Genomic DNA, 20,810 nt, shown 5'->3' with positions numbered 1-20,810 from the left:
CGGGCGGTGTGTTTGGCCCCACCCCCCCCCCGCCGGGGTTTGGGGGGGGGGGGTGGGGGGGCCGCCCCCCCCGCCGGGCCGGGGGCGCCCCCCCGGGACGGGGGGCCGGGGGCGGAGCCCACAGTTTCGGGAAGGGGCGGGGTGGGGGAGAGCCCCGCAGGGACCCGGGCGGCCCGCCGCTTCGCCAGCCGCACCGGCACGGCCGCGCAATACCCGTCGGGATCGTTGGCCAGGGCCAACCCGGCGAGGCCGAACAGGATCACCGGCAGGTGCGCCGACGCCGTCACATAGTCCGCCAGCACCCGCGGAGCAACGGCGAAGACCAGCCCCGCCACCACCCCGTACACCGGCCGCCGAACCCCCGCCGCCACCACCACCGCCAGCCACACCAGCCCCGTCATCGCCGTGAAGTCGGTCGCCGTGATCCGGGTGTTGTACGAGGCGTACATCACGCCCCCGAAGCCCGCCAGCCCCGCGGACAGCGTGAACAGCAGCAGTTTCGTGCGCAGTACGGACACCCCCGAGGCCACCGCCGCCGCCGGTGCCGAGCGGACCGCCAGCATCGCCCGCCCCGAGGGGGAGTCCCGCAGGGCGCTCAGCCCGGCGGCCACCAGGGCGACCAGTACCACCAGCGCCACTCCCAGCGCCCGGTCGTCCGACAGGTCCACCGGCCCGAAGACCGGCCGCGGTATCGACCACCCCGAATCGCCGTTGCGCAGCCACCGCAGTTGGAACAGCACCTGGTCCGCCAGGAACGCCAGCGCCAGCGTGGCCAGCGCCAGCGATCTGCCGCCCAGCCGCAGTGCCGGGAGGGCGACCAGCGCCCCCAGCAGCGCGGCCACGCACGTGCCCACCGCCAGCGCCGCGACGAACGGCCAGCCCCGGCTCATCAGCAGGCCGGCCACGAGCGCGGCCCCCGTCACGAAGGTGCCCTGTGCGAGCGAGACCATCGCCCCGAGCCCGGTCACCACGGTGAAGGACATGAACACCAGCGAGATGGCCAGCCCCTGCGCGAGCAGCCCGCTCCAGAACGGCGTGGTCACGGTGTAGAAGGCGACGCACAACAGCACCGCGCCCGCTGCCCACACCCCCCACCGCCGCACCCACGAGGCCCCGGCCAGGTGGTCCACCGGCGGCGCGTCCACGGCCGCGATCCCCGCCGCCCGGGCCCGGCGGGTCAGCACCAGCAGCCCGCCGAACAGGATGAGGAAGGGCACGGCCGTCCGAAAGCCGGTGATGGACTCGGCGAAGGACGCGTACCCGGCGACCAGGTTCTGCAGGACCCCCAGCCCGAGCCCGCCCGCGAAGGCGAGCGGCACGGACGCGAACCGCCCGATGACCGCCGCCGTCGCCGAGACGAACAGGAACAGGGTGAAGTCGTGCGCCGACAGCCCCAGCAGCGGGGTCGCCAGGACGCCCGCCAGCCCGGCCAGTCCCGACGCGATCATCCACGCGACCGACGAGAGCCGGTCGGCGCTGATCCCGCGCAGCTCGGTCAGCGAGCGGTTGTCGACGGCCGCCCGTAGTCGCAACCCCAGCCTGGTGTGCCGCATGAGCACCCACAGGGCCACCGCCACGACCGCCGTCACCACCCAGGTGATCAGCTGGTCGGAGTCGATGCCGACCCCGTCCGCGAGCTGCCAGGACTTCGCGGGGCTGGGCCCCACCCCCGGCAGCCCGAACTGGTTCTCCGCCGGTTTCACGGGCGCGCCCGCGTCCTCCAGTAGTTCCACCACCCACAGCCCGGCGGCGGGCAGGGCCACCAGCAGGCCGATGGTGGCCACGATCTGCGCCGTCTCGCCGACCCGCGCGAGCCGCCGGAACATCAGCCGGTCCAGCCCCCACCCGAGGGCGGGGGCCAGGACGAACACCACCAGCAGCGCCGCCGGCACCGCGGGCCAGCCCAGGCCCGAGTGCACCTCGTAGAAGGTCAGGGCGCACAGGTAGGCGGTGGCCCCGTGCGCGAAGTTGAACAGCCCGGACGCCGAGTACGACAGCACCAGCCCGGTGGCGAGCAGTGCGTACAGGGCGCCGGAGACCAGGCCGCTCAGTACGAAGACGAGCAGATCACCCATAGCCGTGCCCCCGCCCCTACTTGAAGGGGATGGGCTCGTAGCACTTGAACGGGACGGAGACCTCGTACGCGCCGTTCTTCAGCTGTACGAGCGCTCCGCAGCCGAAACTGTCCTTCTGCCCCTTGGGCTCCGCCCGGTCGCCGACGAGCGTGCCGGTGTCGGAGAAGCCCTGCGCGGCGGCCTGGAAGGACTCCACGGTCAGGTCCTTGCCCGCCTTCTGCGCGATGGACACGAACAGGTCGGCCGACATGTAGCCGGTCAGCATGTGCATGTTGAGCGGCACGTCCTGGCCGCCCGCCGCGGCCTTGATGTCGGCCTTGAACTGGGCCATCTTCGGATCCGTCGACTCGAAGGGCTGGAACTGCAGCAGGACGTGCACCCCGTCGAGGGCCTGCTTGGTGGCGTCCTTGGCGAGCAGACCCGGGTCGTAGTCGGTCGGGTCGGAGAGCAGCCCCTTGTACCCGGCGCGCTTGAGCGCGGTGAACAGCCCGATGTTGTTGGGGGTCTGCATGACGGAGACGACGGCGTCCGGCGCCTTGCCGCCCTCGCCTTCGAGGATCTCCTTCACGTACGCGGACCAGTCGCTCGGCACGGCCGTCGCGGGCACCGAGGCCTTGGCGTAGGAGACCTTGAACCCGGCGCTGGCGAAGCCCTGCTGGAAGGTCCGGATGCCGAACTTTCCGGCGTCGCTGTCGTTGGCGATGATCGCGACCGACTTGCCCTGGGCGCCGCCGAGCACCTGGCCGATGCCTTCCGGCCAGGTCTGGTTGAGGGTGCCGCCGGGGGTGGGGACCAGGCAGCCGTTGAACCCGTAGATGTACTTGGGTCCGCAGAAGGAGGGCAGGGTGCCCCAGCCGAAGGTGGGGACCTTCTCCTGCTCCAGGAAGTCGGCCCCGGAGAAGGTCACCGAGCTCATGGGCGCGATGGCGAAGACCTTGTCCTGCTGGACGAGTTTGCGGGCGGCGCTGAGGTTCTTCGCCGGGTCCTGGCCGTCGTCCTCCGCGCCGAGGTACTCGATCTTGCGGCCGTTGACGCCGCCCTCGGCGTTGGCTCTCATGTAGCGGGCCTTGGCGCCGAGGTCGGTGTCCTTCTTGCTGTAGCCGCTGGCGCTGGTCATCGACACGATTCCGCCGACCTTGATCGACTCGGCGCTCACCCCGCGGCGGTCGCCGGGGGTGTCGCCCACCCCGCCCTTGGAGTTGCCGTTGGTGGAGGCGGAATTGCAGGCGGATACGAGGGCGAGGGCCGCTGCCGCGGCGGCCAGGGTGCGGATCGGACGCAACATGTCGGGGATCCCCTCCGGTCGGAATCTCCGCATTCTGTGCGTGACCTGACGGGTCGTCAATATCAATCACAAGTAAAGTGACGACTCGTCAGATCGTGATGTGGCCGACCGGGCGGCAGAATGAACCGGTGATCGCCGACCGCCGTTCCGGCCTGCACGTCCTCGACCTCGACGGGACGCTGCTGCGCTCCGACGCCACGCTGAGCCCGTACGCCCGGGACGGACTGAACGCGCTCCTGGACGACGGCGTGCGCCTGACCGTCGCCAGCGCCCGCAGCGCCGTGGCCATCCGCAGCCTCCTCGCCGGGGTGCGCCTCACGCTGCCCGTCATCGAGCTGGGCGGCGCCTTCCTGACGGACTTCGCCACCGGCCGCCACCTCGCCCACCGCACCCTCGGGCCCGAGGTCGTGACGGCCGCGCTGGACGTACTCGCCCGGATCCCCGCCGAACCGGTGCTCACCACCTGGGACGGAACCACCGACCGCGTCCTGCACGGCCCCGGCCGCGACCCAGCCACCGCCTGGTACGTGGCGGAGAAGGCGGACTACGGCGACCCCCGGCTCACCCCCTGCGCGGACCCGCGCGCCGCGGCCGCCCTGACCAGGACCGCTCTCCTGGTCGCGTTCGTCCCGGACGCCGAGGCCGCCGCGGTCGTCGACGCACTGGAAGCCGCCCTGTCCGGCGCCGCCTGCGTACTTGCCACCGAGAACCGGTACGTCCCCGGCTGGAGCGAGGTGCAGATCGGGCACCCCCAGGCCGAGAAGGGCCTCGCCGTACGACACCTGACCGAGGTCACCGGCCTGGCCGACGCACACCTGACCGTGTACGGCGACCACCTCAACGACCTGCCCATGTTCGCCGTGGCCGACCGGAGCGTCGCCCCCGCCAACGCCCACCCCGAGGTCCTCGCACGGGCCGGCACGGTCACCGCCGCCAACGACGAGGACGGCATCGTGCGCCATCTCCTCGAAGGCTTCGGCGGGTCATGACGGATAGAGGGCCGCGACCTCCTTCTCGTACGCCTTCTCGATCGCCCGCCGCTTCAGCTTCAACGAGGGGGTCAGCAGTCCCCGCTCCTCCGTGAACTGCTCGGCCAGCACCCGGAAGGTGCGGATCGCCTCCGCCTGCGACACCAGGGTGTTGGCGGCCACCACCGCCCGCCGGACCTCGGCCGTCAGCTCCTCGTCGTGCACCAGATCCTCCGCCGGCCGCTGCGGGCGGCCGCGCATCGACAGCCAGTGCGCGATCCCCTCCATGTCCAGCGTCAGCAGGGCCGCGATGTACGGCCGGTCGTTGCCCACGAGCACGCACTGCGAGACCAGCGGATGCGAACGCACCCGCTCCTCCAGCGCGGTCGGGGCGACGCTCTTGCCGTTGGAGGTCACCAGGATCTCCTTCTTGCGCCCGGTGATCGTGAGGTAGCCGTCCTCGTCCAGCCGTCCGAGGTCCCCGGTCGCCAGCCAGCCGCCGCGCAGGACCTCGTCCGTCGCCTTCGGGTCGCCCAGGTACCCGGAGAAGATGTGCCCGCCGTGCAGCCAGACCTCCCCGTCGTCCGCGATGTGCACCGTGCTGCCGGGGATCGGGCGGCCGACCGTGCCGTACTTCGTCGCCCCCGGCGGATTCGCGGTGGCCGCCGCACACGACTCCGTCAGCCCGTACCCCTCGAAGATCGTGATCCCGGCGCCGTCGAAGAACAGCCCGAGGCGGCGCGACATCGCCGAGCCGCCCGACATGGCGTGCCGGACCCTGCCCCCCATCGCCTCGCGGACCTTCCCGTAGACGAGCTTCTCGAAGAGCTGGTGCTCCATCCGCAAACCGGCCGAGGGGCCCGGCCCGGTGCCGAAGGCCTTGTGCTCGCGCGCCTCCGCGTACCGGACCGCCGTTTCCACCGCCCGGTCGAAGGGGCCCGTACGCCCCTCCGCCTCGGCCTTGCGGCGGGCGGCCGCGAAGACCTTCTCGAAGACGTACGGAACCCCGAGCACGAACGTCGGCCGGAACGCCGCCAGGTCCGGCAGCAACTCGGCCGCCGCCAGCACGGGTTGGTGCCCGAGCTTGACCCGCGCCCGAACGGCCGCCACCTCCACCATCCGCCCGAAGACGTGGGCCAGCGGCAGGAAGAGCAGGGTGGACGGCTGCTCGCCCGGCCCGGCCTGGAAGACCGACTCCCAGCGGGAGACCATGGTGTCGGCCTCGTACATGAAGTTGGCGTGCGTGAGCACGCACCCCTTGGGTCGACCGGTGGTTCCGGACGTGTAGATGACGGTGGCGGTCGCGTCGGGAGTCACGGCGCCGCGATGGCGGTGCACCACGTCCTCGGCGACGCCGAGCCCGTCCGCCACGAGCTCCTCCACGGCCCCGGCGTCGAGCTGCCAGAGCCTGCGCAGGAGGGGGAGCCCGTCGATGACCGAGCCCACCGTCATCGCCTGGTTCTCGTCCTCCACCACGCAGGCCGTGCACGCGGAGTCGTACAGGATCCACTGCACCTGCTCGGCGGACGAGCTCGGGTAGACGGGGACGGGCTGGGCGCCGATCGCCCACAGCGCGAAGTCGAAGAGGGTCCACTCGTACCGGGTACGGGACATGAGCGCGACCCGGTCCCCGAACCGCACCCCCTGCGCCAACAGCCCCTTGGCGAGCGCGAGCACCTCGGAGGCCAGCTCGCCGGAGGTCACGTCCCGCCAGACGCCATCGGTCTTGCGGCCGAGCACCACCCGGTCGGGCTCCTGCCGCGCGTACTGGAACACGACATCGGCCAAACCGCCTACGGGCGTGCCCGTGACGACGGGTGGGACGGTGATCTCCTTCAAGCCCCCGCTCCTCTCCGCGCGCCGCGGTGAACGTACCGCTCGGTTTCGCGGAGGTTGATCACCTTGCGGATACCTCCACAAGACCTCCCCAGAGCCCGTGTTGCCCCTGCCGGGGCCTCCGCCCACGGACCCCCGCGCCTCAAACGCCGGCGGGGCTGGATTTCGCTCCTGCCGTCCGCCGGGCGCGGCTGGATCTGCGCAGCAAATCTCAGCCCCGCCGGCGTTTGAGGCGCGGGGTTCGGGGCGGAGCCCCGACGGGGTCTGGGGCGGAGCCCCTGGGGGCACTCACGGCCCCGCAGCGCGATCAGCCCGCGCGGGTCAGCCGGTCCGCCCCCGACAGCACGGCCGCCGCCAAGGCTTCGGCGGCGGCAGAGGCACGCGCTCCGCGGAGCAGCGCGAACTCCACCGCCCCGAGCTCCGGCAGCCCGCCGACCCGCACCAGCCCCGGCGGGATCAGCCCCCGCGTGTGGGCCATCACCCCCAACCCGGCCCGCGCCGCCGCGATCAGCCCGCTCAGGCTGCCGCTCGTGCACGCGATCCGCCAGGCCCGCCCCTCCCGCTCCAGCACCTCCAGCGCCCGGGCCCGGGTGATCCCCGGCGGCGGGAACACGATCAGCGGGACCGGCCGGTCCGGCTCCACCCGCAACCCCTCCGCCCCGATCCACACCATCCGGTCCCGCCACACCAGCCGCCCCCGCTCGTCGCCCGGCCCTCGCCGTTTGGCCAGCACCAGATCGAGCCGGCCGGCGTCCAGTCGCTCGTGCAGGGTTCCCGAGAGCTCCACCGACAGCTCCAGTTCCACCTCGGGGTGCTCGTGCCGGAAGCCCTCCAGGATCTCCGGCAGCCGGGTCAGCACGAAGTCCTCCGAGGCCCCGAAGCGCAACCGCCCCCGCAGCCGCGTCCCGGTGAAGAAGGCCGCCGCCCGCTCGTGCGCCTCCAGGATCGTCCGCGCGAAGCCGAGCATCGCCTCGCCGTCCTCCGTCAGCTCCACGCTGTGCGTGTCCCGGACGAACAGCGGCCGGCCCGTCGCCTCCTCCAGCCGCCGCACGTGCTGGCTGACCGTGGACTGCCGTACGCCGAGCCGCCCGGCGGCCTGCGTGAAGCTCAGCGTCTGGGCCACCGTGAGGAACGTACGCAGCTGGACAGGGTCGTACATACCGCCCATCGTACGGCGCTCATCACGAATCGAGATGACAGTGAGCACGGTGTGCGGGTTTCCCGATCACCGCGGGCCCCCGACGATGGAAGGGAACGAGCCCCCGCCCCGAAAGCAAGTGAGCACCCCGCACATGCGCCGCCCGCACCTTCCCGCCTGGCTGCCCCTGGACCCGTACATCCTGGCCCTGCTCGGCACCGTCGGCCTCGCCGGCCTGCTCCCCGCCCGCGGCCCGGCCGCCACCATCGCCGACGGCGCGTCGACCGCGGCCGTGGCCCTGCTCTTCTTCCTCTACGGCGCCCGGCTCTCCACCCGCGAGGCCCTCGACGGCCTACGCCACTGGCGGCTCCACCTCACCGTGCTGGCCTGCACCTTCGTGCTCTTCCCCCTCCTCGGCCTGGCCGCCCGCGGCCTCCTCCCCTCCCTCCTCACCCAGCCGCTCTACAGCGGTCTGCTCTTCCTCTGCCTGGTCCCCTCGACCATCCAGTCCTCCATCGCCTTCACCTCGATCGCCCGGGGCAACGTCCCCGCCGCGATCTGCGCCGGCTCCTTCTCCAGCCTCGCCGGAATCCTGCTCACCCCGCTCCTCGCCGCCGGCCTGCTCGGCGGGGACGCGGGCGGCTTCTCCCTGGACTCCCTCCTCAAGATCGTCCTCCAGCTCCTGCTGCCCTTCCTCCTCGGTCAGGCCCTGCGTCGCTGGGTCGGCGGCTTCCTCGTCCGTCACAAGAAGGTGCTCGGATACGTCGACCGGGGATCGATCCTGCTCGTCGTGTACGCGGCGTTCAGCGCGGGCATGGCCGCCGGGATCTGGCACCAGGTCAGCCTCCCGCGCCTGGGCGCCCTGCTGCTGGTGGAGGCCGTACTCCTCGCAGTGATGCTCCTCGTCACCTGGTACGGATCCGCCCGCCTCGGCTTCGGCCGCGCGGACCGCGTCGCCATCCAGTTCGCCGGGTCGAAGAAGAGCCTCGCCGCCGGACTCCCCATGGCCAGCGTCCTGTTCGGAGCCCAGGCGAGCCTCGCCGTGCTCCCGCTGATGCTGTTCCACCAGATGCAGCTGATGGTCTGCGCGGTCCTCGCCCGCCGCCGCGCCCAGGACCCGGCCGATCCCGAACCGGCCGCCGACCGTGTGGCGGAGGTCTCGCTCCCGTCCCAACAGCCCACCGGCCAGGCCCGATAACGTTCGGTGGTGACCTGGATACGCCCGCTCGGCGCCAACGCCGAACGCCCCTGCACCCTCGTGGTCTGCCGCGGCTGCTGCTGCGGCGACCCCCGAAAGAACCCCGGCACCGACCACGCCGGACAGCTCGCCCGGCTGCGCGCGGCCGCCGCCGAATCCGGGGGCCGGCTGGCGGTCCGTACGAGCGACTGCCTCGGGCCCTGCGCCCAGGCCAACGTCATCGTGGTCCAGCCCACCAGCGAGGCCCGCCGCCGCGGGGCGCGCGCGGCCTGGTTCGGCTGGGCCCTGGACGACACCGCGACCGACGAGATCATCGCCTGGGCGAACTCCGGCGGCCCGGGCTCCGCCCCGGTCCCGGCCACCCTGGACCTCCACCGCATAGAGCCCCCGGAACCGAAGCCGGCCCCGAACACCACCCGCCGCGGCCGCCGGGGGCGCTGAGGTGCAGAACCTAGCCCGCGCGGTGCTCGTGCTGTTCGGTCTGCTGGTTCTGGCTGCCGTGGGTCTGGCCTTCGGCCTCGAAGGCGGCAAACCGTCCGTTCCGCTGACGGAGGAAGACGTCACCGGCACGTGGCAGGGTGACCGCGGAGCCCGGCTCGAGGTGATGGCCGACGGCCGGGCCCGCCTCACGGACGCTTCGGGCTGGTTGTGCACCGGAGACCGACAGCCGGCCCTGTTCACCGGCGAGGGCAGCTGGACCATCGACCGGCACTCCGACGAGGATCCGGGGATCCTGATCAAGTTCACCGTCGACGGACCGCCGGCGGTACAGGGCTGCGCCGATTGGTTCACGCTCGCCGGCACCGGCAAGGGTGGCACCGCGGGAGACGGCAGCGACGTGTGGGCCACGTTCCTCGGCTACGAAGGCGGCGACGCGGAGCGGTACCGGCGCACCGCTACCTCGTGATCCGCTCCTCGCCCGCGTAGATGTTCATGTCCGGCCCCCGCAGGAAGCCGACCAGCGTCATGCCCGATTCCAGCGCCAGGTCCACGGCGAGCGAGGACGGCGCGGAGACGGCCGCCAGTACGGGGATGCCCGCCATCACCGCCTTCTGCGCCAGCTCGAAGGAGGCCCGGCCGGACACCAGGAGCACCGCACCCGCCAGGGGCAGCAGGCCGGACTGCAGGGCCCGGCCGACGATCTTGTCCACCGCGTTGTGCCGGCCCACGTCCTCCCGCAGGTCCAGCAGCTCGCCCTGCGCCGTGAACAGCCCGGCCGCGTGCAGCCCGCCCGTGCGGTCGAAGACCTTCTGGGAGGCGCGCAGCCGGTCCGGGAGGCCGCCGAGGACGTCGGCCGAGATTCGTACCGGATCCTCGGCCACGCCCGGGAAACGGGTCGCCGTACGGACCGCGTCCAGGCTCGCCTTCCCGCACAGGCCGCAGGAGGAGGTGGTGTAGACGTTCCGCTCCAGCGTGATGTCCGGCACCGGCACCCCGGCGGCCAGCTGCACGTTGACCACGTTGTAGGTGTTCGAACCGTCCTCCGTCGCGCCCTCGCAGTAGGTGACGGCCTGGACGTCCGAGGCGGCGCCCAGCACGCCCTCGCTCACCAGGAAGCCCGCCGCCAGCGCGAAGTCGTCGCCCGGGGTGCGCATCGTGATGGCCAGGGGCTTGCCGTTGAGCCGTATCTCCAGCGGCTCCTCGGCCACCAGCGTGTCCGGGCGGACCCCCTCCACGCCGCTCCGGATCCGGACGACGCGACGGCGCTCGGTGACCCGTCCCATGGTGATCAGCCCATCCTTCTTCTCGCCCACATCCGACGAGGCCATTGTCCCGGTTCCACTTCGGGCGCCGTCCCGGCAGGCGGATCCTCGGGAGTCTCCAAATTCCGGCCCCGGAATCCTGTCGGGTCACACGCACACGTACCCATCAGTAGCAGGCAAAGCTGGGTGATCCTGACTTCCGTACGAGGGGGGACCCCGCCCATGACCGGTTCACGAGTGGTGGCGCTAGGGCACTACCAGCCCGCGAAAGTGCTCACCAACGAGGACCTCGCGGCCATGGTCGACACCACCGACGAGTGGATCCGTTCTCGTGTGGGCATCCGTACCCGCCACATCGCGGGCCCGGACGAACCGGTCGACGAGCTGGCCTTCCAGGCCGCGGGCAAGGCGCTGGCCGGCGCCGGCCTGACCCCGGACGACATCGACCTCGTCCTGGTCGCCACCTCCACCGCGATCGACCGCTCGCCCAACATGGCCGCCCGCGTCGCCGCCAAGCTGGGCATGGGCGGCGGCCCCGCCGTGATGGACATCAACGTCGTCTGCTCGGGCTTCACCCACGCCCTGGCCACCGCCGACCACGCGATCCGGGCCGGTTCGGCCACCCGCGCGCTGGTCATCGGCGCGGACAAGATGACCGAGATCACCGACTGGAGCGACCGCACCACCTGCGTGCTCACCGGCGACGGCGCCGGCGCTGCCGTCGTCGAGGCCTGCGAGGAGCCCGGCATCGGCCCGGTGCTCTGGGGCTCCGTCCCGGAGATGGGCAACGCCGTCCGCATCGAGGGCTCGCCGCCGGTCTTCGCGCAGGAGGGCCAGTCCGTCTACCGCTGGACCACCAGCCAGCTCCCGCCGCTCGCCCGCAAGGTCTGCGAGAAGGCCGGGGTCACCCCGGAGGAGCTGGCCGCGGTCGTCCTGCACCAGGCCAACCTGCGGATCATCGAGCCGCTCGCCGCCAAGATCGGCGCCGTCAACGCGGTCGTCGCCCGTGACGTCGTCGACTCCGGCAACACCTCGGCGGGCAGCATCCCGATGGCACTGTCCAAGCTGGTCCAGCGCGGCGAGATCCCCTCGGGCGCCCCGGTCCTCCTCTTCGGCTTCGGCGGCAACCTCTCCTACGCGGGCCAGGTCATCCGCTGCCCGTGACGCCACCGGTGCGTGCACCGCGCCGACCCGCCCCCAGGAGCCCCCGCCGCCGCGCGCCGGGGGCTCCTGCGCGCATGCCCGCAGGTCAGCACGGCGTGGCGGATCTTCGGCCGCGGCGATAAGTGGTCTGAGGCGCGTCAATCCTTTGCTATTGTTGTCCATGTCGCCGCGGGAAACCGGGGCCGACCACCTAGTCCGGGTGGCGGAATGGCAGACGCGCTAGCTTGAGGTGCTAGTGCCCTTTATCGGGCGTGGGGGTTCAAGTCCCCCCTCGGACACAGTGCAGTACCGGCGAGGGCCGTGACCTTTGGGTCACGGCCCTCGCTTTCGTTTTCCCGCGTTCCTTCTCCTGCCCTCCCCGCCGGCCGGCCCCATGTCGCCACCTGGGCCGTGCTCTTTGGTCGAGCCCAATCGTGCTGTCCCGATGAGCGTTCCCCTCCCGTTGCCCCGCCGCGAAGCTTCTCGCAGGCCGCAGCCGGTGGAGGCGGTTCGACTCCGGAGGAGGGATTCGATGCTCGACAAGGGGGCAGTGGTGCTGCCGGCCATCGACAGCAGGGAATTCAGGCAGGCCATGGGCCGCTTCCCCACCGGCGTCGCGGTGGTGGCGTCCGGGGCGGGCGCCAGTACCGAGGCGCTGACCGTCAATTCCGTGACATCCGTGTCGCTCGACCCTCCGCTGGTGTCGGTGAGCCTGCGGCCCGGTGGACGGGTCTCCCGGCGGATCGCCCAGCGGCGGGAGTTCACGCTGAGCTTCCTCGCCGCGACCCAGCACGAGGTCTCGGTCCTCTTCGCCTCCCACGACCGGCCGGTCGGCCGGCAGGCCCAGCGGCAGCTCGGCGATCTCGTCGGGCCGAGCGGAGACCGTCAGCGAGGGCGGGGACCACGTGACCGTTCTCGGTCGCGTCAAAGGTCTGCGGCTGGGCGACGGGGACCTCGAACCCCTGGTGTTTCACCAGGGCGGATACACGCGGCTGGCCACGTACGCCGAGACGCAGGGCTGACCGGCCGTGGGTGACCGGGCCGCGGCGACGGAGGAACGACCCCAGGCCGCCCAGACGGCCGGAAAGGTACAGGAGGAGGCGGACATGGCTGAAGGAGGGGCCGGAATCCGGGCCCGAGCCCGGGCCGGAGTTCCGGCCGGGACCAGGGCCGGGACAGGGGCCGGGACCAGGGCCGGGATCACCGCGGGCATCCGCGAGATCGGCGTCAGCGTCCCGGAGCGCGTGGTGACGAACCAGGAGCTGGAGCGCGCGCTCGACACCAGTGACGAGTGGATCCGCGCGAACATCGGCGTGGAGACCCGGCGCGGAGCGGCCGCTGGCCAAGCCGCCCGTGCGCAAGCTCGCCAGGGACCTCGGCATCGACCTGGCCATCGTGGTCCCCACCGGGGACGGCGGGGTCGTGACCCGCGAGGACGTGCACGCCGCCGCGGCCGCGATCACCCCACAGGCCGCGCCCGCACCGGCTCCCGCAGCAGTGGCCGCACCCGCGGCCGCACCCGTCCAGGCCCCGCAGGCCGAGGCGGGCGCGCGGGAGACCCGTATCCCGGTCAAGGGCGTCCGCAAGGTCACCGCCCAGGCGATGGTCGGCTCCGCCTTCACCGCGCCGCACGTCACGGAGTTCATCACTCTCGACGTGACCCGCACGATGAAGCTGGTCCAGGAGCTCAAGGACGACCCGGACCTGGCGGGGCTGCGCATCAACCCGCTGCTCCTGATCGCCAAGGCCGTCCTGGTGGCCATCCGCCGCAACCCGGACGTCAACGCGTCCTGGGACGAGGCGGCCCAGGAGATCGTGCTCAAGCACTACGTCAACCTGGGCATCGCGGCGGCCACCCCCCGCGGGCTGATCGTCCCGAACATCAAGGACGCCCACGCCAAGACCCTCGGCGAGCTCTCGGAGTCCCTGTCCTCGCTGGTCGCCACGGCCCGCGACGGCAAGACCTCCCCGGCCGACATGCAGAACGGCACCATCACCATCACCAACGTCGGCGTCTTCGGCGTCGACACCGGCACGCCCATCCTGAACCCCGGCGAGTCCGCGATCCTCGCGGTCGGCGCGATCAAGCTCCAGCCGTGGGTCCACAAGGGCAAGGTGAAGCCGCGCCAGGTCACCACCCTGGCCCTGTCGTTCGACCACCGTCTCATCGACGGCGAACTGGGCTCCCGCTTCCTGGCCGACATCGCGGCGGTCCTGGAACACCCCCGCCGCCTGATCACCTGGAGCTGAACCACATCACGTGCTCACGTGCTCACCTGCTCACGTGCGACGGAAGATCAGGCCGTCGGGCGTGGGGAGGCTGTCCGGGGCGACGGGGCCGAAGGTGTACGGGAGCGAAAGTCGGGGCGGTCCCCCCGCCGGGGCCGGGTCGAAGAGGTAGGCGGCTTCGGCCGTCGAGTCGCTGACGAGGTGCGGGCCGTCGGCCGGGGTGGCGGCGCCGGTGAGCGGGGTCCGGAACAGTCGGCGCAGATGGCGCAGGGTCTCCGCGGTGACGGGGGCCTTCACCGGCTGGGGCGGCAACGGGACCGAGTCCTCCGGCACTTGAGGGGCGTCCGGCGGGATCGCCCCCGACAGCAGCAGGGCCAGCAGGACCGGGACGGCCTTGCGGCGCAGGGCCTCGGTGGCCGCGCGCAGCCGGTGGGCGTGGGTGGCGGGCAGGGACAGGGCGAGGCTGCCGGCCGAGTCGCCGGTGGCGATCGGAACCGCCGAGCAGACGACCCCGGGGGAGTATTCGAGGAGGTCGAAGACCGGCGCTCCCGGAGCGACCGCGTCCAGGGCGGTGAAAAGGGCCCGGCTGTCCGTGATGGTCTGCGGGGTGAGCCGGGCCGGCCGGTGGCGGGCCACGTGGTCGGCGCGCCGGTCGTGGTCGAGCTGGGTCAGCAGGCACTTGCCGACCGCGCTGGCGTGCGCGGCCGCCCGGAAGTCCACCCACTCCCGCACCGGTGGGGCCGCCGGCCCGTCCGCCATCTGAGTGATCCGGACCTCGCCCTCGGCGTACCGGCTCAGGTACACCGCGGCGCCCGCGCTGTCCCGGGCCAGGGCCAGGGTGCGCTGGAGCTGGCCCGCCAGGCCGTGGCCGCCCGGGGCGGCGAGCCGGTCCAGGGCGGGCCCGCGCCCGTACACCCCCGCGCCCGGCCGGTACGCGTACTCCTCCTCGCACAGCATGGCCAGCAGCGGGCCGAGTTCCGCCTCGGCGAGCCCCGTCTCCCGCCGCAGCTGCGCGGTCCGCACGCCGAGCGGGTGTCGTTCGAGGACCCGTACGACGGCCAGCGCGCGGCGGGCCTCCGCCAGGGCCTCGCCCGCCCCGGCCTGGACGACGGTCCCGCGGGCGGCGGCCGTCAGCGCCGGGTGGCGCAGCGGCCCGGCGGCCGGCCCGGGCGAGGCCGCCGCCGCGGGCGCGACCGTCGTCACGACGGCGGGCGGCGGCCGGAAAGCGGCCAGGACCGAGGACACCCCGGGCCGCGGCAGCGGCACCGGGCCCAGATCGGGATCGTCGAGCTGGTCCACGTACCGCAGGACGGCCGCCTGCGCGCACAGCCGCACCTCCCGCAGGTCCCGTCGGCCGCTCGGCCGGAAGCCGCGCCGGCCCAGCTCGCGCGCCCAGTGCCGGGCGTCGTGGTGCTCGCCGCGCCGGGAGTGGTCGAGGAAGAGGCAGTACGCGGCCGGCGCGGTCCGCGCGCTGCCGGAACCGGCGGCGAACTGCCACCAGAAGCGGGCCCCCTCGCGCAGCCCCGCCAGATGCAGCAGGCAGCCGAACACGGCGGCCCCGGCCAGGTCGGTGTGCCCCCCCGAGGCGAAGGAGTCCAGTTGTAGGGCGGCCTTGGGCGCGCACACCGAGGCCAGGCAGGTGGCCTTGAGGTCGCGCCGGGCCCGTTCGGCGTCGAGGGGACAGTCTCGCGTCGGGTCGCTCCACCCGTAGGCGGAGCGGCGCCGGGCGCGGTGTCCGGGGACGGGCGTGTGCGGGGTGGCGCGCAGCAGCCGGGCCTCGGCCGCGCCGAGGTCGTAGTGCGGGTAGCGGTCGCGGACGCCCGCCCGGGCCAGGAACTGGGCCAGGGAGCGGGGGGTGTCTTCGCCGTCCAGCGGGTCCTGCCGTTCGTATCGCTTCATGATCCGGCTGATTCCGCGGAGTCGGCGCCGCCCGTACGGTCGGCCGGATCCGCTGACGTGTCGAGCAGTCGGGCGAGCCGGCGGTGGGCCTGGCCGAGGTAGGAGCGGACGGTGGCCTCGTCCACCCCCATCACGGCGGCGGCTTCGCCGGGCGAGCAGCGCAGCCCGTACCGCAGGAGTACGGCGTCGCGTTGCCGCTCGGCGAGTCGGGAGACCGCGGAGTAGAAGCGGATGGTGTCCGTCAGCACCTCGTACTGATCGGCGTGCGCCTCCTTCAGCGCGGCCTCGAAGGCGCTGATGTCCATCGGCTCCGGCCGGCGCCGCCAGGGGTCGAGGCGGTGCTGCCGGTCGACTATGCACTGCTTGAGGACGGTCCAGGCGTAGGCGTCGAGGCGGTCCATGTGGAGCATCCGGAGCCACTCGCCCATGATCGAGTCGAAGGTCGCGTCCACCGCCTCCTCCGCCGCCGCGTCCGAGCCCAGATGCAGGTACGCGAAACGCATGTACGCGGGCCGCCGATTGGCGTGGAAGGCCCAGTACGAGACGCGCGCCGCCGGATCCCACTGGCTCATGGGTGTAGGCCGTCGCCGTCGGCTCGGCAGTCCCACGGCCCCACCGGACTCCTCCGGTCCGCCATCGCTCACCGTTCCACCTCATCCCCTGTGCGGAGACAGGAAATCAGCGCGGGCGTACTCGCAGGGCGCAGAGCAGCAACCTGGAAATATTACGTTCGGTGATGATCGAGTCGTGATCGGTGTCGATCACGCGGTGGCTTCGCCGGACGCATACGCATATGCCGGTCCCACCTTGCCGTCCCCGCCGGTCAGGCGCCCGGTGGTCCGCCTGTAGCATGGGCGCGATCGCGAGGGCCGTGACGGAGAGGTCACAGCCCTCGCTTTTGCGTTAAGTCCGCCCATGAACAAATCCGGCGCGGGGCGTTTCGGCGGTTCGATACGATGAACCCCGGTCATAGACCGTCACGTCACGTGGTACCGCAAATATGAAATGGAGCATCCGAGGATGGCTCGACACCTGATCACCAGCGCGCTTCCGTACATCAACGGGATCAAGCACCTGGGCAACATGGTCGGGTCGATGCTTCCGGCGGATGTGTACTCCCGGTACCTCCGCCAGCGCGGCCACGACGTCCTCTACATCTGCGCCACCGACGAGCACGGCACCCCCGCCGAACTCGCCGCCAAGGAGGCCGGTCTCTCGGTCGCCGAGTTCTGCGCGCAGGCCCACGACGCCCAGAAGGCGGTCTACGACGGCTTCGAGCTGTCCTTCGACTACTTCGGCCGCAGCTCGTCGGTGCAGAACCGCGAGATCACCCAGCACTTCGCGCGCAAGCTCCAGGAGAACGGGTTCATCGAGGAGCGCGCGATCCGGCAGGTCTACTCGCCGGTCGACGGCCGCTTCCTGCCGGACCGCTACGTCGAGGGCACCTGCCCGCACTGCGGCTACGACAAGGCCCGCGGCGACCAGTGCGAGAACTGCACCCGCGTCCTGGACCCCACGGACCTGATCGAGCCCCGCTCGGCCATCTCCGGCTCCACCGAGCTGGAGGTCCGCGAGACCAAGCACCTCTTCCTCCTCCAGTCCAAGCTCCAGCACGAGGTCGAGGCCTGGGTCGCGCACCACGAGGAGGAGTGGCCGCAGCTGGCCTCCTCCATCGCCCGCAAGTGGCTGACCGAGGGCCTGCACGACCGCGCCATCACCCGTGACCTCGACTGGGGCGTCCCCGTCCCGGCCGACACCTGGCCGGAGCTGGCCGCCGAGGGCAAGGTCTTCTACGTCTGGTTCGACGCCCCGATCGAGTACATCGGCTCGACGAAGGAGTGGTCCGACCTGGACCCGGCGAACCGCGACTACAAGTCGTGGTGGTACGAGGCCGAGGACGTCCGCTACACCCAGTTCATGGCCAAGGACAACGTCCCGTTCCACACGGTGATGTTCCCCGCCACCGAACTGGCCACCCGCGAGCCGTGGAAGAAGGTCGACTACGTCAAGGCCTTCAACTGGCTGACGTACTACGGCGGCAAGTTCTCCACCTCGCAGAAGCGCGGCGTCTTCACCGACCAGGCGCTGGAGATCCTCCCGGCCGACTTCTGGCGCTACTTCCTCATCGCGAACGCGCCCGAGTCCGACGACTCGTCCTTCACGTGGGAGCACTTCACCGCCACGGTCAACAAGGACCTCGGCGGCACCCTCGGCAACTTCGTCAACCGCGTACTGACCTTCTCCCGCAAGAAGTTCGGCGACGAGGTCCCGGCCGGCAGCCCCGCCGGCGAGGCCGAGGCCAAGCTGGGCGAGCAGATCGCCGAGCTGCTGGCCGAGTACGAGGGCCACATGGAGTCCCTCCAGTACCGCAAGGCGGCGGCCGCGCTGCGCGCCCTGTGGTCGGCCGGCAACGCCTACCTGGACGAGAAGGCCCCCTGGCTGGAGGTCAAGACCGACCTGGAGGGCGCGGCGCTCACCCTGCGCACCGCGATGAACCTGATCCACCTCTACTCGGTGGTCTCCGAGCCGTTCATCCCGGCCTCGGCACGCGCCATGCGCTCCTCGTTCGAGCTCGCCGACGACACGGCCACCTGGGTCACCCCGGAGCAGGCCAAGTCCCTGGACGCGGTCCCGGCGGGTACGCCGTTCACCGTGCCGCCGGTGCTCTTCGCGCGGATCACCGAGGAGGACCTGGAGTCCTACCGCGAGCGCTTCGGCGGTTCGCCGGAGGCCTGAGCCTTCGCATGACGACGGTGTGAGGGGCGCGACCCGATGGGGCCGCGCCCCTCACGCGTGTCCGTGGTGGGCGTCCGCGCGCCCCGGGGGCCGGTCCGGGCTTGACCTCAAGTGCGGTTGAGGCTGGAGGATCTTGTCACGAGCAGGACGCCGACACCCGAAGTCGGAGCCCGTAGCGGAGGGGACGCAGGCCATGAACACCGACTCCAGCATCGACATCGACACCGTTTTCGAGGCGAAGGCCGGGGCCAGGGTCGAGGTCCGGCGGGGTACCGATGCCCGGCCCGACCTCTCCCGGCCCGGAGTCGGCACCGTGATGGCCAGTACCTGGAGCGTCGGCACCCCCGAACGCCAGCGGGCCGCCGTCGAGGCCATCGCCCGGGCGTGGCAGAGCCGCCCCTGGCCGGCGGTCGGGCTGCTGTCGTACACGGTGCACATCGGGACCGACGGCGACACCTTGTTCCACTACTCGCAGTGGAAGGACCGGGCGGCCTACGACGAGTTCTTCCGTACCTTCCGAGACGACCGCAACGCGGAGATCGACGCGGCCGTGCCCGGCATCGAGCGGATCGCCCTCCACGAGTACACGCCGTACCGGTCCGCCGGGCCGGTCGCCGGGGCCGCCGTGCCCGGGGCGGTGGTCGTCGTGGGCGCCGAGTTCGACGGCACCGACCCGGAGGCGCCGCGCGCCTGGGTGGATCTGGTGCTGGACGCCCTGGCCGCCGACCCGGCCCCGGCGCCGGGCGGCATCTCCGCCGCCTTCCACCTGGGCGTGGACGGCCGTCGGATGCTCAACTACGCCGAGTGGGAGAGCGCGCAGGCCCATGCGGACGCGCTGGCCGCCCCGGGCACCGGCATCGGTTCCGACACCCCCGCGTGGCGCCGGGTCCTGGCCTTCCCCGGTGTGACGGGCAATCCGTTCCACCGCTACGTGCCCGCCCTGACCCTGGAGCCCGCTGCCGGGTGAGCCCCGCACCGGCGCCGAGGCCATGGGCGGGCACGGAGCGGGAGCCAAGGGCCCGTCACGACCTCGGGGTGTTGGTCGCCGGCGCGGCGTTCACGATCGGCCGCGCCGGGCCCGTCAGCAGGCAGTCCTCGAAGAAGCCGAGACAGCGCAGGTGGTAGGAGCGCGCCGCGTATCCGAGGCTGATGTTGTGGCCCGCCCCGGGCTGCCGGTCCACGCACAGCCGCGGCGCGGCCGTCAGCCGGGACCGCAGCTCCGTGAGTGCCTCGGGATCGTGCCGCCACCAGGTCTCGTGCTCGGCGAAGGTGAACCGTACGGGCACGCGGACGCGGCCCGCGACCCTCCGGAAGAGCTTCGGCCACCGGGGGATGTCCGCCTGTTCCCGGAGCGGAACCGGGGAGACGATCGAGCCGCTGGTGGTGAAGGTGCTCGGCGGATAGAGGCCCAGCGGCCCCCAGCTCCGCCTGCCGCCGCGGGCCGCGCCCGCACCCGAGAAGGCGTCCGCCGCGTACCGATGGCCGCAGCCGGAGACCTCGACGCCGAGCAGGTCCGGCGCGGCGTGGTCGGCGGCGGTGAGCAGCGCGACCTTCCCGCCGAACGAGTGGGCCAGTATGAAGAGCCCGGCCCCCGTCCGGAACCGGGCGCGGTAGTCGCGCAGGGCGGCGGCGAGGGTGGCCGCCTGCTCGGCGAGCGCCTGCCCCTCGGGGAGCGGGCCCGCGGACTGCCCGTAGCCGGGCCGGTCCACGGCCAGGACCGTGAACCCGAGCCGGGCCCCCAGGGTGAGCAGGGAGAGGTCGGGCAGGGCCTGGCCGTCGAAGTAGCCCGCGCTCATGCCGGCTCCGTGCACCGCGACCACCGTGGCCCGCGGAGCACCGCCCCGGGGCTCGCAGAGCAGGGCGGACAGGGGGATCCCGGCGGCGTCCAGACTGATCCGGCGCACTCCCCGGGACTGGCCCGCGGGCGCGGTGGTCATGCCGCCGACGCAGCGTCGAGGGCGGCGGGCGCGCCCGGCCCAGGGCCGCCGGCGCCGGCGATGATCACGTCCGTGTCCACGGACATCATCCTGTGCTCGGATTTTCACATCCACGAGGTGACGCGCCGGACCGACCGCCCAGGCTGAGCCGTACGGACGGGCCCGCGCCCGAAGCGGGCCCGACACTCCCCGAAGTCACCCCCCGGACCGGGATCTCGGCCTGTCTGGCGCGTATCGAACCCCCGTCGTGATCGTTTCTTCAGACGTAGCCCCTACATCTGCTGTGGAATTCGGGAGGACGCGCGGTGACCGCTTGGCAGTACTTCGCCGGGGCCGGTCTGGTGGCGGCGCTCTGCCCCCTGCACGGCCATGTGGCGGTCGCGGGCGACGGCGACGACCGCGGAGCCAGGGTCGACGTGTGCGTGCCGGCCGGCAAGCCGGGGCGGCCCGCGGCGCGGCCTTCCGGGGCGCCCTCGGTACGGCCGGCCGTTCCCGGGCCCGACCGGCCCACCGTGCACCACCCGGGCGCGGGTCCCGCCCCGGCGGGTACGCCCCGACCGCCCGGCCCGGTGCGGCCGGAGCCGGCTGCCGGGCCCGCGCCCGCGCCCGCGCCTGCGGCGAAGGCCGGGGCCGGGGACGCGAAGCCGCCGCCACCCGCACCGG

14 protein-coding genes, 1 tRNA gene and 4 pseudogenes are annotated in these 20,810 nt (G+C 72.7%); 11 read left to right on the top strand and 8 right to left on the bottom strand.

Annotation, left to right across the window (positions count from 1 at the left end):
• Both ACFV9H_RS38545 and ACFV9H_RS38540 read right to left on the bottom strand, forming a co-directional pair.
• Nucleotides 1–2,075: ABC transporter permease (locus tag ACFV9H_RS38545; RefSeq protein WP_385408133.1), on the bottom strand; the 2,075-nt coding region annotated here is incomplete at its 3' end.
• A gap of 16 nt (nucleotides 2,076–2,091) precedes the next feature.
• Entirely contained in the window at nucleotides 2,092–3,360 is a 1,269-nt protein-coding gene (locus ACFV9H_RS38540; protein ID WP_385408130.1) for an ABC transporter substrate-binding protein, read from the bottom strand.
• 128 nt (nucleotides 3,361–3,488) lie between these two features.
• On the opposite strand from ACFV9H_RS38540, the gene ACFV9H_RS38535 reads away from it, so the two are divergent.
• Nucleotides 3,489–4,349 (top strand): HAD family hydrolase, encoded by an 861-nt coding sequence (locus tag ACFV9H_RS38535; RefSeq protein ID WP_385408127.1) that lies wholly within the window; start codon nucleotides 3,489–3,491, stop codon nucleotides 4,347–4,349.
• On the opposite strand, the gene ACFV9H_RS38530 is transcribed toward ACFV9H_RS38535, so the two are convergent.
• Both ACFV9H_RS38530 and ACFV9H_RS38525 read right to left on the bottom strand, forming a co-directional pair.
• Nucleotides 4,344–6,167 carry an AMP-dependent synthetase/ligase gene (locus ACFV9H_RS38530; protein ID WP_385408124.1) on the bottom strand — a complete coding sequence of 608 codons (1,824 nt, stop codon included), beginning with the start codon at nucleotides 6,165–6,167 and terminating at the stop codon, nucleotides 4,344–4,346. The two genes, ACFV9H_RS38535 and ACFV9H_RS38530, sit on opposite strands and share 6 nt — an antisense overlap.
• 304 nt (nucleotides 6,168–6,471) lie before the next feature.
• The gene (locus tag ACFV9H_RS38525; RefSeq protein ID WP_385408121.1) at nucleotides 6,472–7,323 is read right to left on the bottom strand and encodes a LysR substrate-binding domain-containing protein; all 852 of its coding nucleotides are present in this window, start codon (nucleotides 7,321–7,323) and stop codon (nucleotides 6,472–6,474) included.
• Between the two features lie 133 nt (nucleotides 7,324–7,456).
• Here ACFV9H_RS38525 and ACFV9H_RS38520 point away from each other — a divergent pair, with 133 nt between their 5' ends.
• The 3 genes from ACFV9H_RS38520 to ACFV9H_RS38510 are packed head-to-tail and all read left to right on the top strand — an operon-like array spanning nucleotide 7,457 to nucleotide 9,407.
• A complete protein-coding gene (locus tag ACFV9H_RS38520) occupies nucleotides 7,457–8,500 on the top strand; it encodes a bile acid:sodium symporter family protein (RefSeq protein WP_385408118.1) in 1,044 nt (347 codons plus the stop codon).
• Nucleotides 8,501–8,509: 9 nt separating this feature from the next.
• Nucleotides 8,510–8,941: a (2Fe-2S) ferredoxin domain-containing protein gene (locus ACFV9H_RS38515; protein ID WP_385408116.1), complete on the top strand. Its 432-nt coding sequence runs from the start codon at nucleotides 8,510–8,512 to the stop codon at nucleotides 8,939–8,941.
• A gap of 1 nt (nucleotide 8,942) precedes the next feature.
• Complete coding sequence (locus ACFV9H_RS38510) at nucleotides 8,943–9,407, top strand: hypothetical protein (RefSeq protein ID WP_385408113.1); 465 nt, start codon at nucleotides 8,943–8,945, stop codon at nucleotides 9,405–9,407.
• Here ACFV9H_RS38510 and fdhD read toward each other — a convergent pair.
• Nucleotides 9,397–10,224 (bottom strand): formate dehydrogenase accessory sulfurtransferase FdhD, encoded by an 828-nt coding sequence (gene fdhD / locus ACFV9H_RS38505; RefSeq protein WP_385408138.1) that lies wholly within the window; start codon nucleotides 10,222–10,224, stop codon nucleotides 9,397–9,399. The genes ACFV9H_RS38510 and fdhD overlap by 11 nt on opposite strands.
• A 201-nt stretch (nucleotides 10,225–10,425) precedes the next feature.
• Here fdhD and ACFV9H_RS38500 point away from each other — a divergent pair, with 201 nt between their 5' ends.
• The 4 genes and pseudogenes from ACFV9H_RS38500 to ACFV9H_RS38485 all read left to right on the top strand — a co-directional run.
• On the top strand, nucleotides 10,426–11,367 hold the full coding sequence (locus tag ACFV9H_RS38500; protein WP_385408111.1) for a beta-ketoacyl-ACP synthase III: 942 nt from the start codon (nucleotides 10,426–10,428) through the stop codon (nucleotides 11,365–11,367).
• 193 nt (nucleotides 11,368–11,560) lie between these two features.
• Nucleotides 11,561–11,645: transfer RNA gene (locus ACFV9H_RS38495), tRNA-Leu, on the top strand.
• Between the two features lie 95 nt (nucleotides 11,646–11,740).
• Nucleotides 11,741–12,160 (top strand): annotated as a pseudogene (locus ACFV9H_RS38490) (flavin reductase family protein); the annotation flags it as partial.
• Between the two features lie 512 nt (nucleotides 12,161–12,672).
• Nucleotides 12,673–13,596, top strand: a pseudogene (locus ACFV9H_RS38485) (dihydrolipoamide acetyltransferase family protein); the annotation flags it as partial.
• Between the two features lie 342 nt (nucleotides 13,597–13,938).
• Here the strand turns inward: ACFV9H_RS38485 and ACFV9H_RS38480 are convergent.
• Both ACFV9H_RS38480 and ACFV9H_RS38475 read right to left on the bottom strand, forming a co-directional pair.
• Nucleotides 13,939–14,658, bottom strand: a pseudogene (locus ACFV9H_RS38480) (IclR family transcriptional regulator C-terminal domain-containing protein); the annotation flags it as partial.
• A gap of 812 nt (nucleotides 14,659–15,470) precedes the next feature.
• The gene (locus ACFV9H_RS38475; protein ID WP_385408109.1) at nucleotides 15,471–16,046 is read right to left on the bottom strand and encodes an RNA polymerase sigma factor; all 576 of its coding nucleotides are present in this window, start codon (nucleotides 16,044–16,046) and stop codon (nucleotides 15,471–15,473) included.
• 448 nt (nucleotides 16,047–16,494) lie between these two features.
• Between ACFV9H_RS38475 and metG the strand changes: the two genes are divergently transcribed.
• Together metG and ACFV9H_RS38465 are read left to right on the top strand one after the other, a co-directional pair.
• On the top strand, nucleotides 16,495–18,210 hold the full coding sequence (gene metG, locus ACFV9H_RS38470) for a methionine--tRNA ligase (protein ID WP_385408107.1): 1,716 nt from the start codon (nucleotides 16,495–16,497) through the stop codon (nucleotides 18,208–18,210).
• 316 nt (nucleotides 18,211–18,526) lie between these two features.
• The gene (locus tag ACFV9H_RS38465) at nucleotides 18,527–19,177 is read left to right on the top strand and encodes an antibiotic biosynthesis monooxygenase (protein ID WP_385408136.1); all 651 of its coding nucleotides are present in this window, start codon (nucleotides 18,527–18,529) and stop codon (nucleotides 19,175–19,177) included.
• 55 nt (nucleotides 19,178–19,232) lie between these two features.
• Here the strand turns inward: ACFV9H_RS38465 and ACFV9H_RS38460 are convergent, their stop codons facing one another.
• On the bottom strand, nucleotides 19,233–20,147 hold the full coding sequence (locus ACFV9H_RS38460) for an alpha/beta hydrolase (protein WP_385408105.1): 915 nt from the start codon (nucleotides 20,145–20,147) through the stop codon (nucleotides 19,233–19,235).
• A gap of 305 nt (nucleotides 20,148–20,452) precedes the next feature.
• Between ACFV9H_RS38460 and ACFV9H_RS38455 the strand changes: the two are divergent.
• Nucleotides 20,453–20,810: pseudogene (locus tag ACFV9H_RS38455) on the top strand (hypothetical protein); the annotation flags it as partial.

It is taken from the genome of Streptomyces sp. NPDC059874, assembly GCF_042731135.1.
In the GTDB taxonomy this organism is placed as follows: domain Bacteria; phylum Actinomycetota; class Actinomycetes; order Streptomycetales; family Streptomycetaceae; genus Streptomyces.
This window is presented reverse-complemented; position numbering and strand designations above follow the sequence as displayed.

Coding starts and splice junctions, on each gene's coding strand:
- ACFV9H_RS38460 (WP_385408105.1), bottom strand. CDS start 20,147: ATGACCACCGCGCCCGCGGGCCAGTCCCGGGGAGTGCGCCGGATCAGT.
- ACFV9H_RS38475 (WP_385408109.1), bottom strand. CDS start 16,046: ATGAGCCAGTGGGATCCGGCGGCGCGCGTCTCGTACTGGGCCTTCCAC.
- ACFV9H_RS38500 (WP_385408111.1), top strand. CDS start 10,426: ATGACCGGTTCACGAGTGGTGGCGCTAGGGCACTACCAGCCCGCGAAA.
- ACFV9H_RS38465 (WP_385408136.1), top strand. CDS start 18,527: ATGGCCAGTACCTGGAGCGTCGGCACCCCCGAACGCCAGCGGGCCGCC.
- ACFV9H_RS38520 (WP_385408118.1), top strand. CDS start 7,457: ATGCGCCGCCCGCACCTTCCCGCCTGGCTGCCCCTGGACCCGTACATC.
- ACFV9H_RS38540 (WP_385408130.1), bottom strand. CDS start 3,360: ATGTTGCGTCCGATCCGCACCCTGGCCGCCGCGGCAGCGGCCCTCGCC.
- metG (WP_385408107.1), top strand. CDS start 16,495: ATGGCTCGACACCTGATCACCAGCGCGCTTCCGTACATCAACGGGATC.
- ACFV9H_RS38525 (WP_385408121.1), bottom strand. CDS start 7,323: ATGTACGACCCTGTCCAGCTGCGTACGTTCCTCACGGTGGCCCAGACG.
- fdhD (WP_385408138.1), bottom strand. CDS start 10,224: ATGGGACGGGTCACCGAGCGCCGTCGCGTCGTCCGGATCCGGAGCGGC.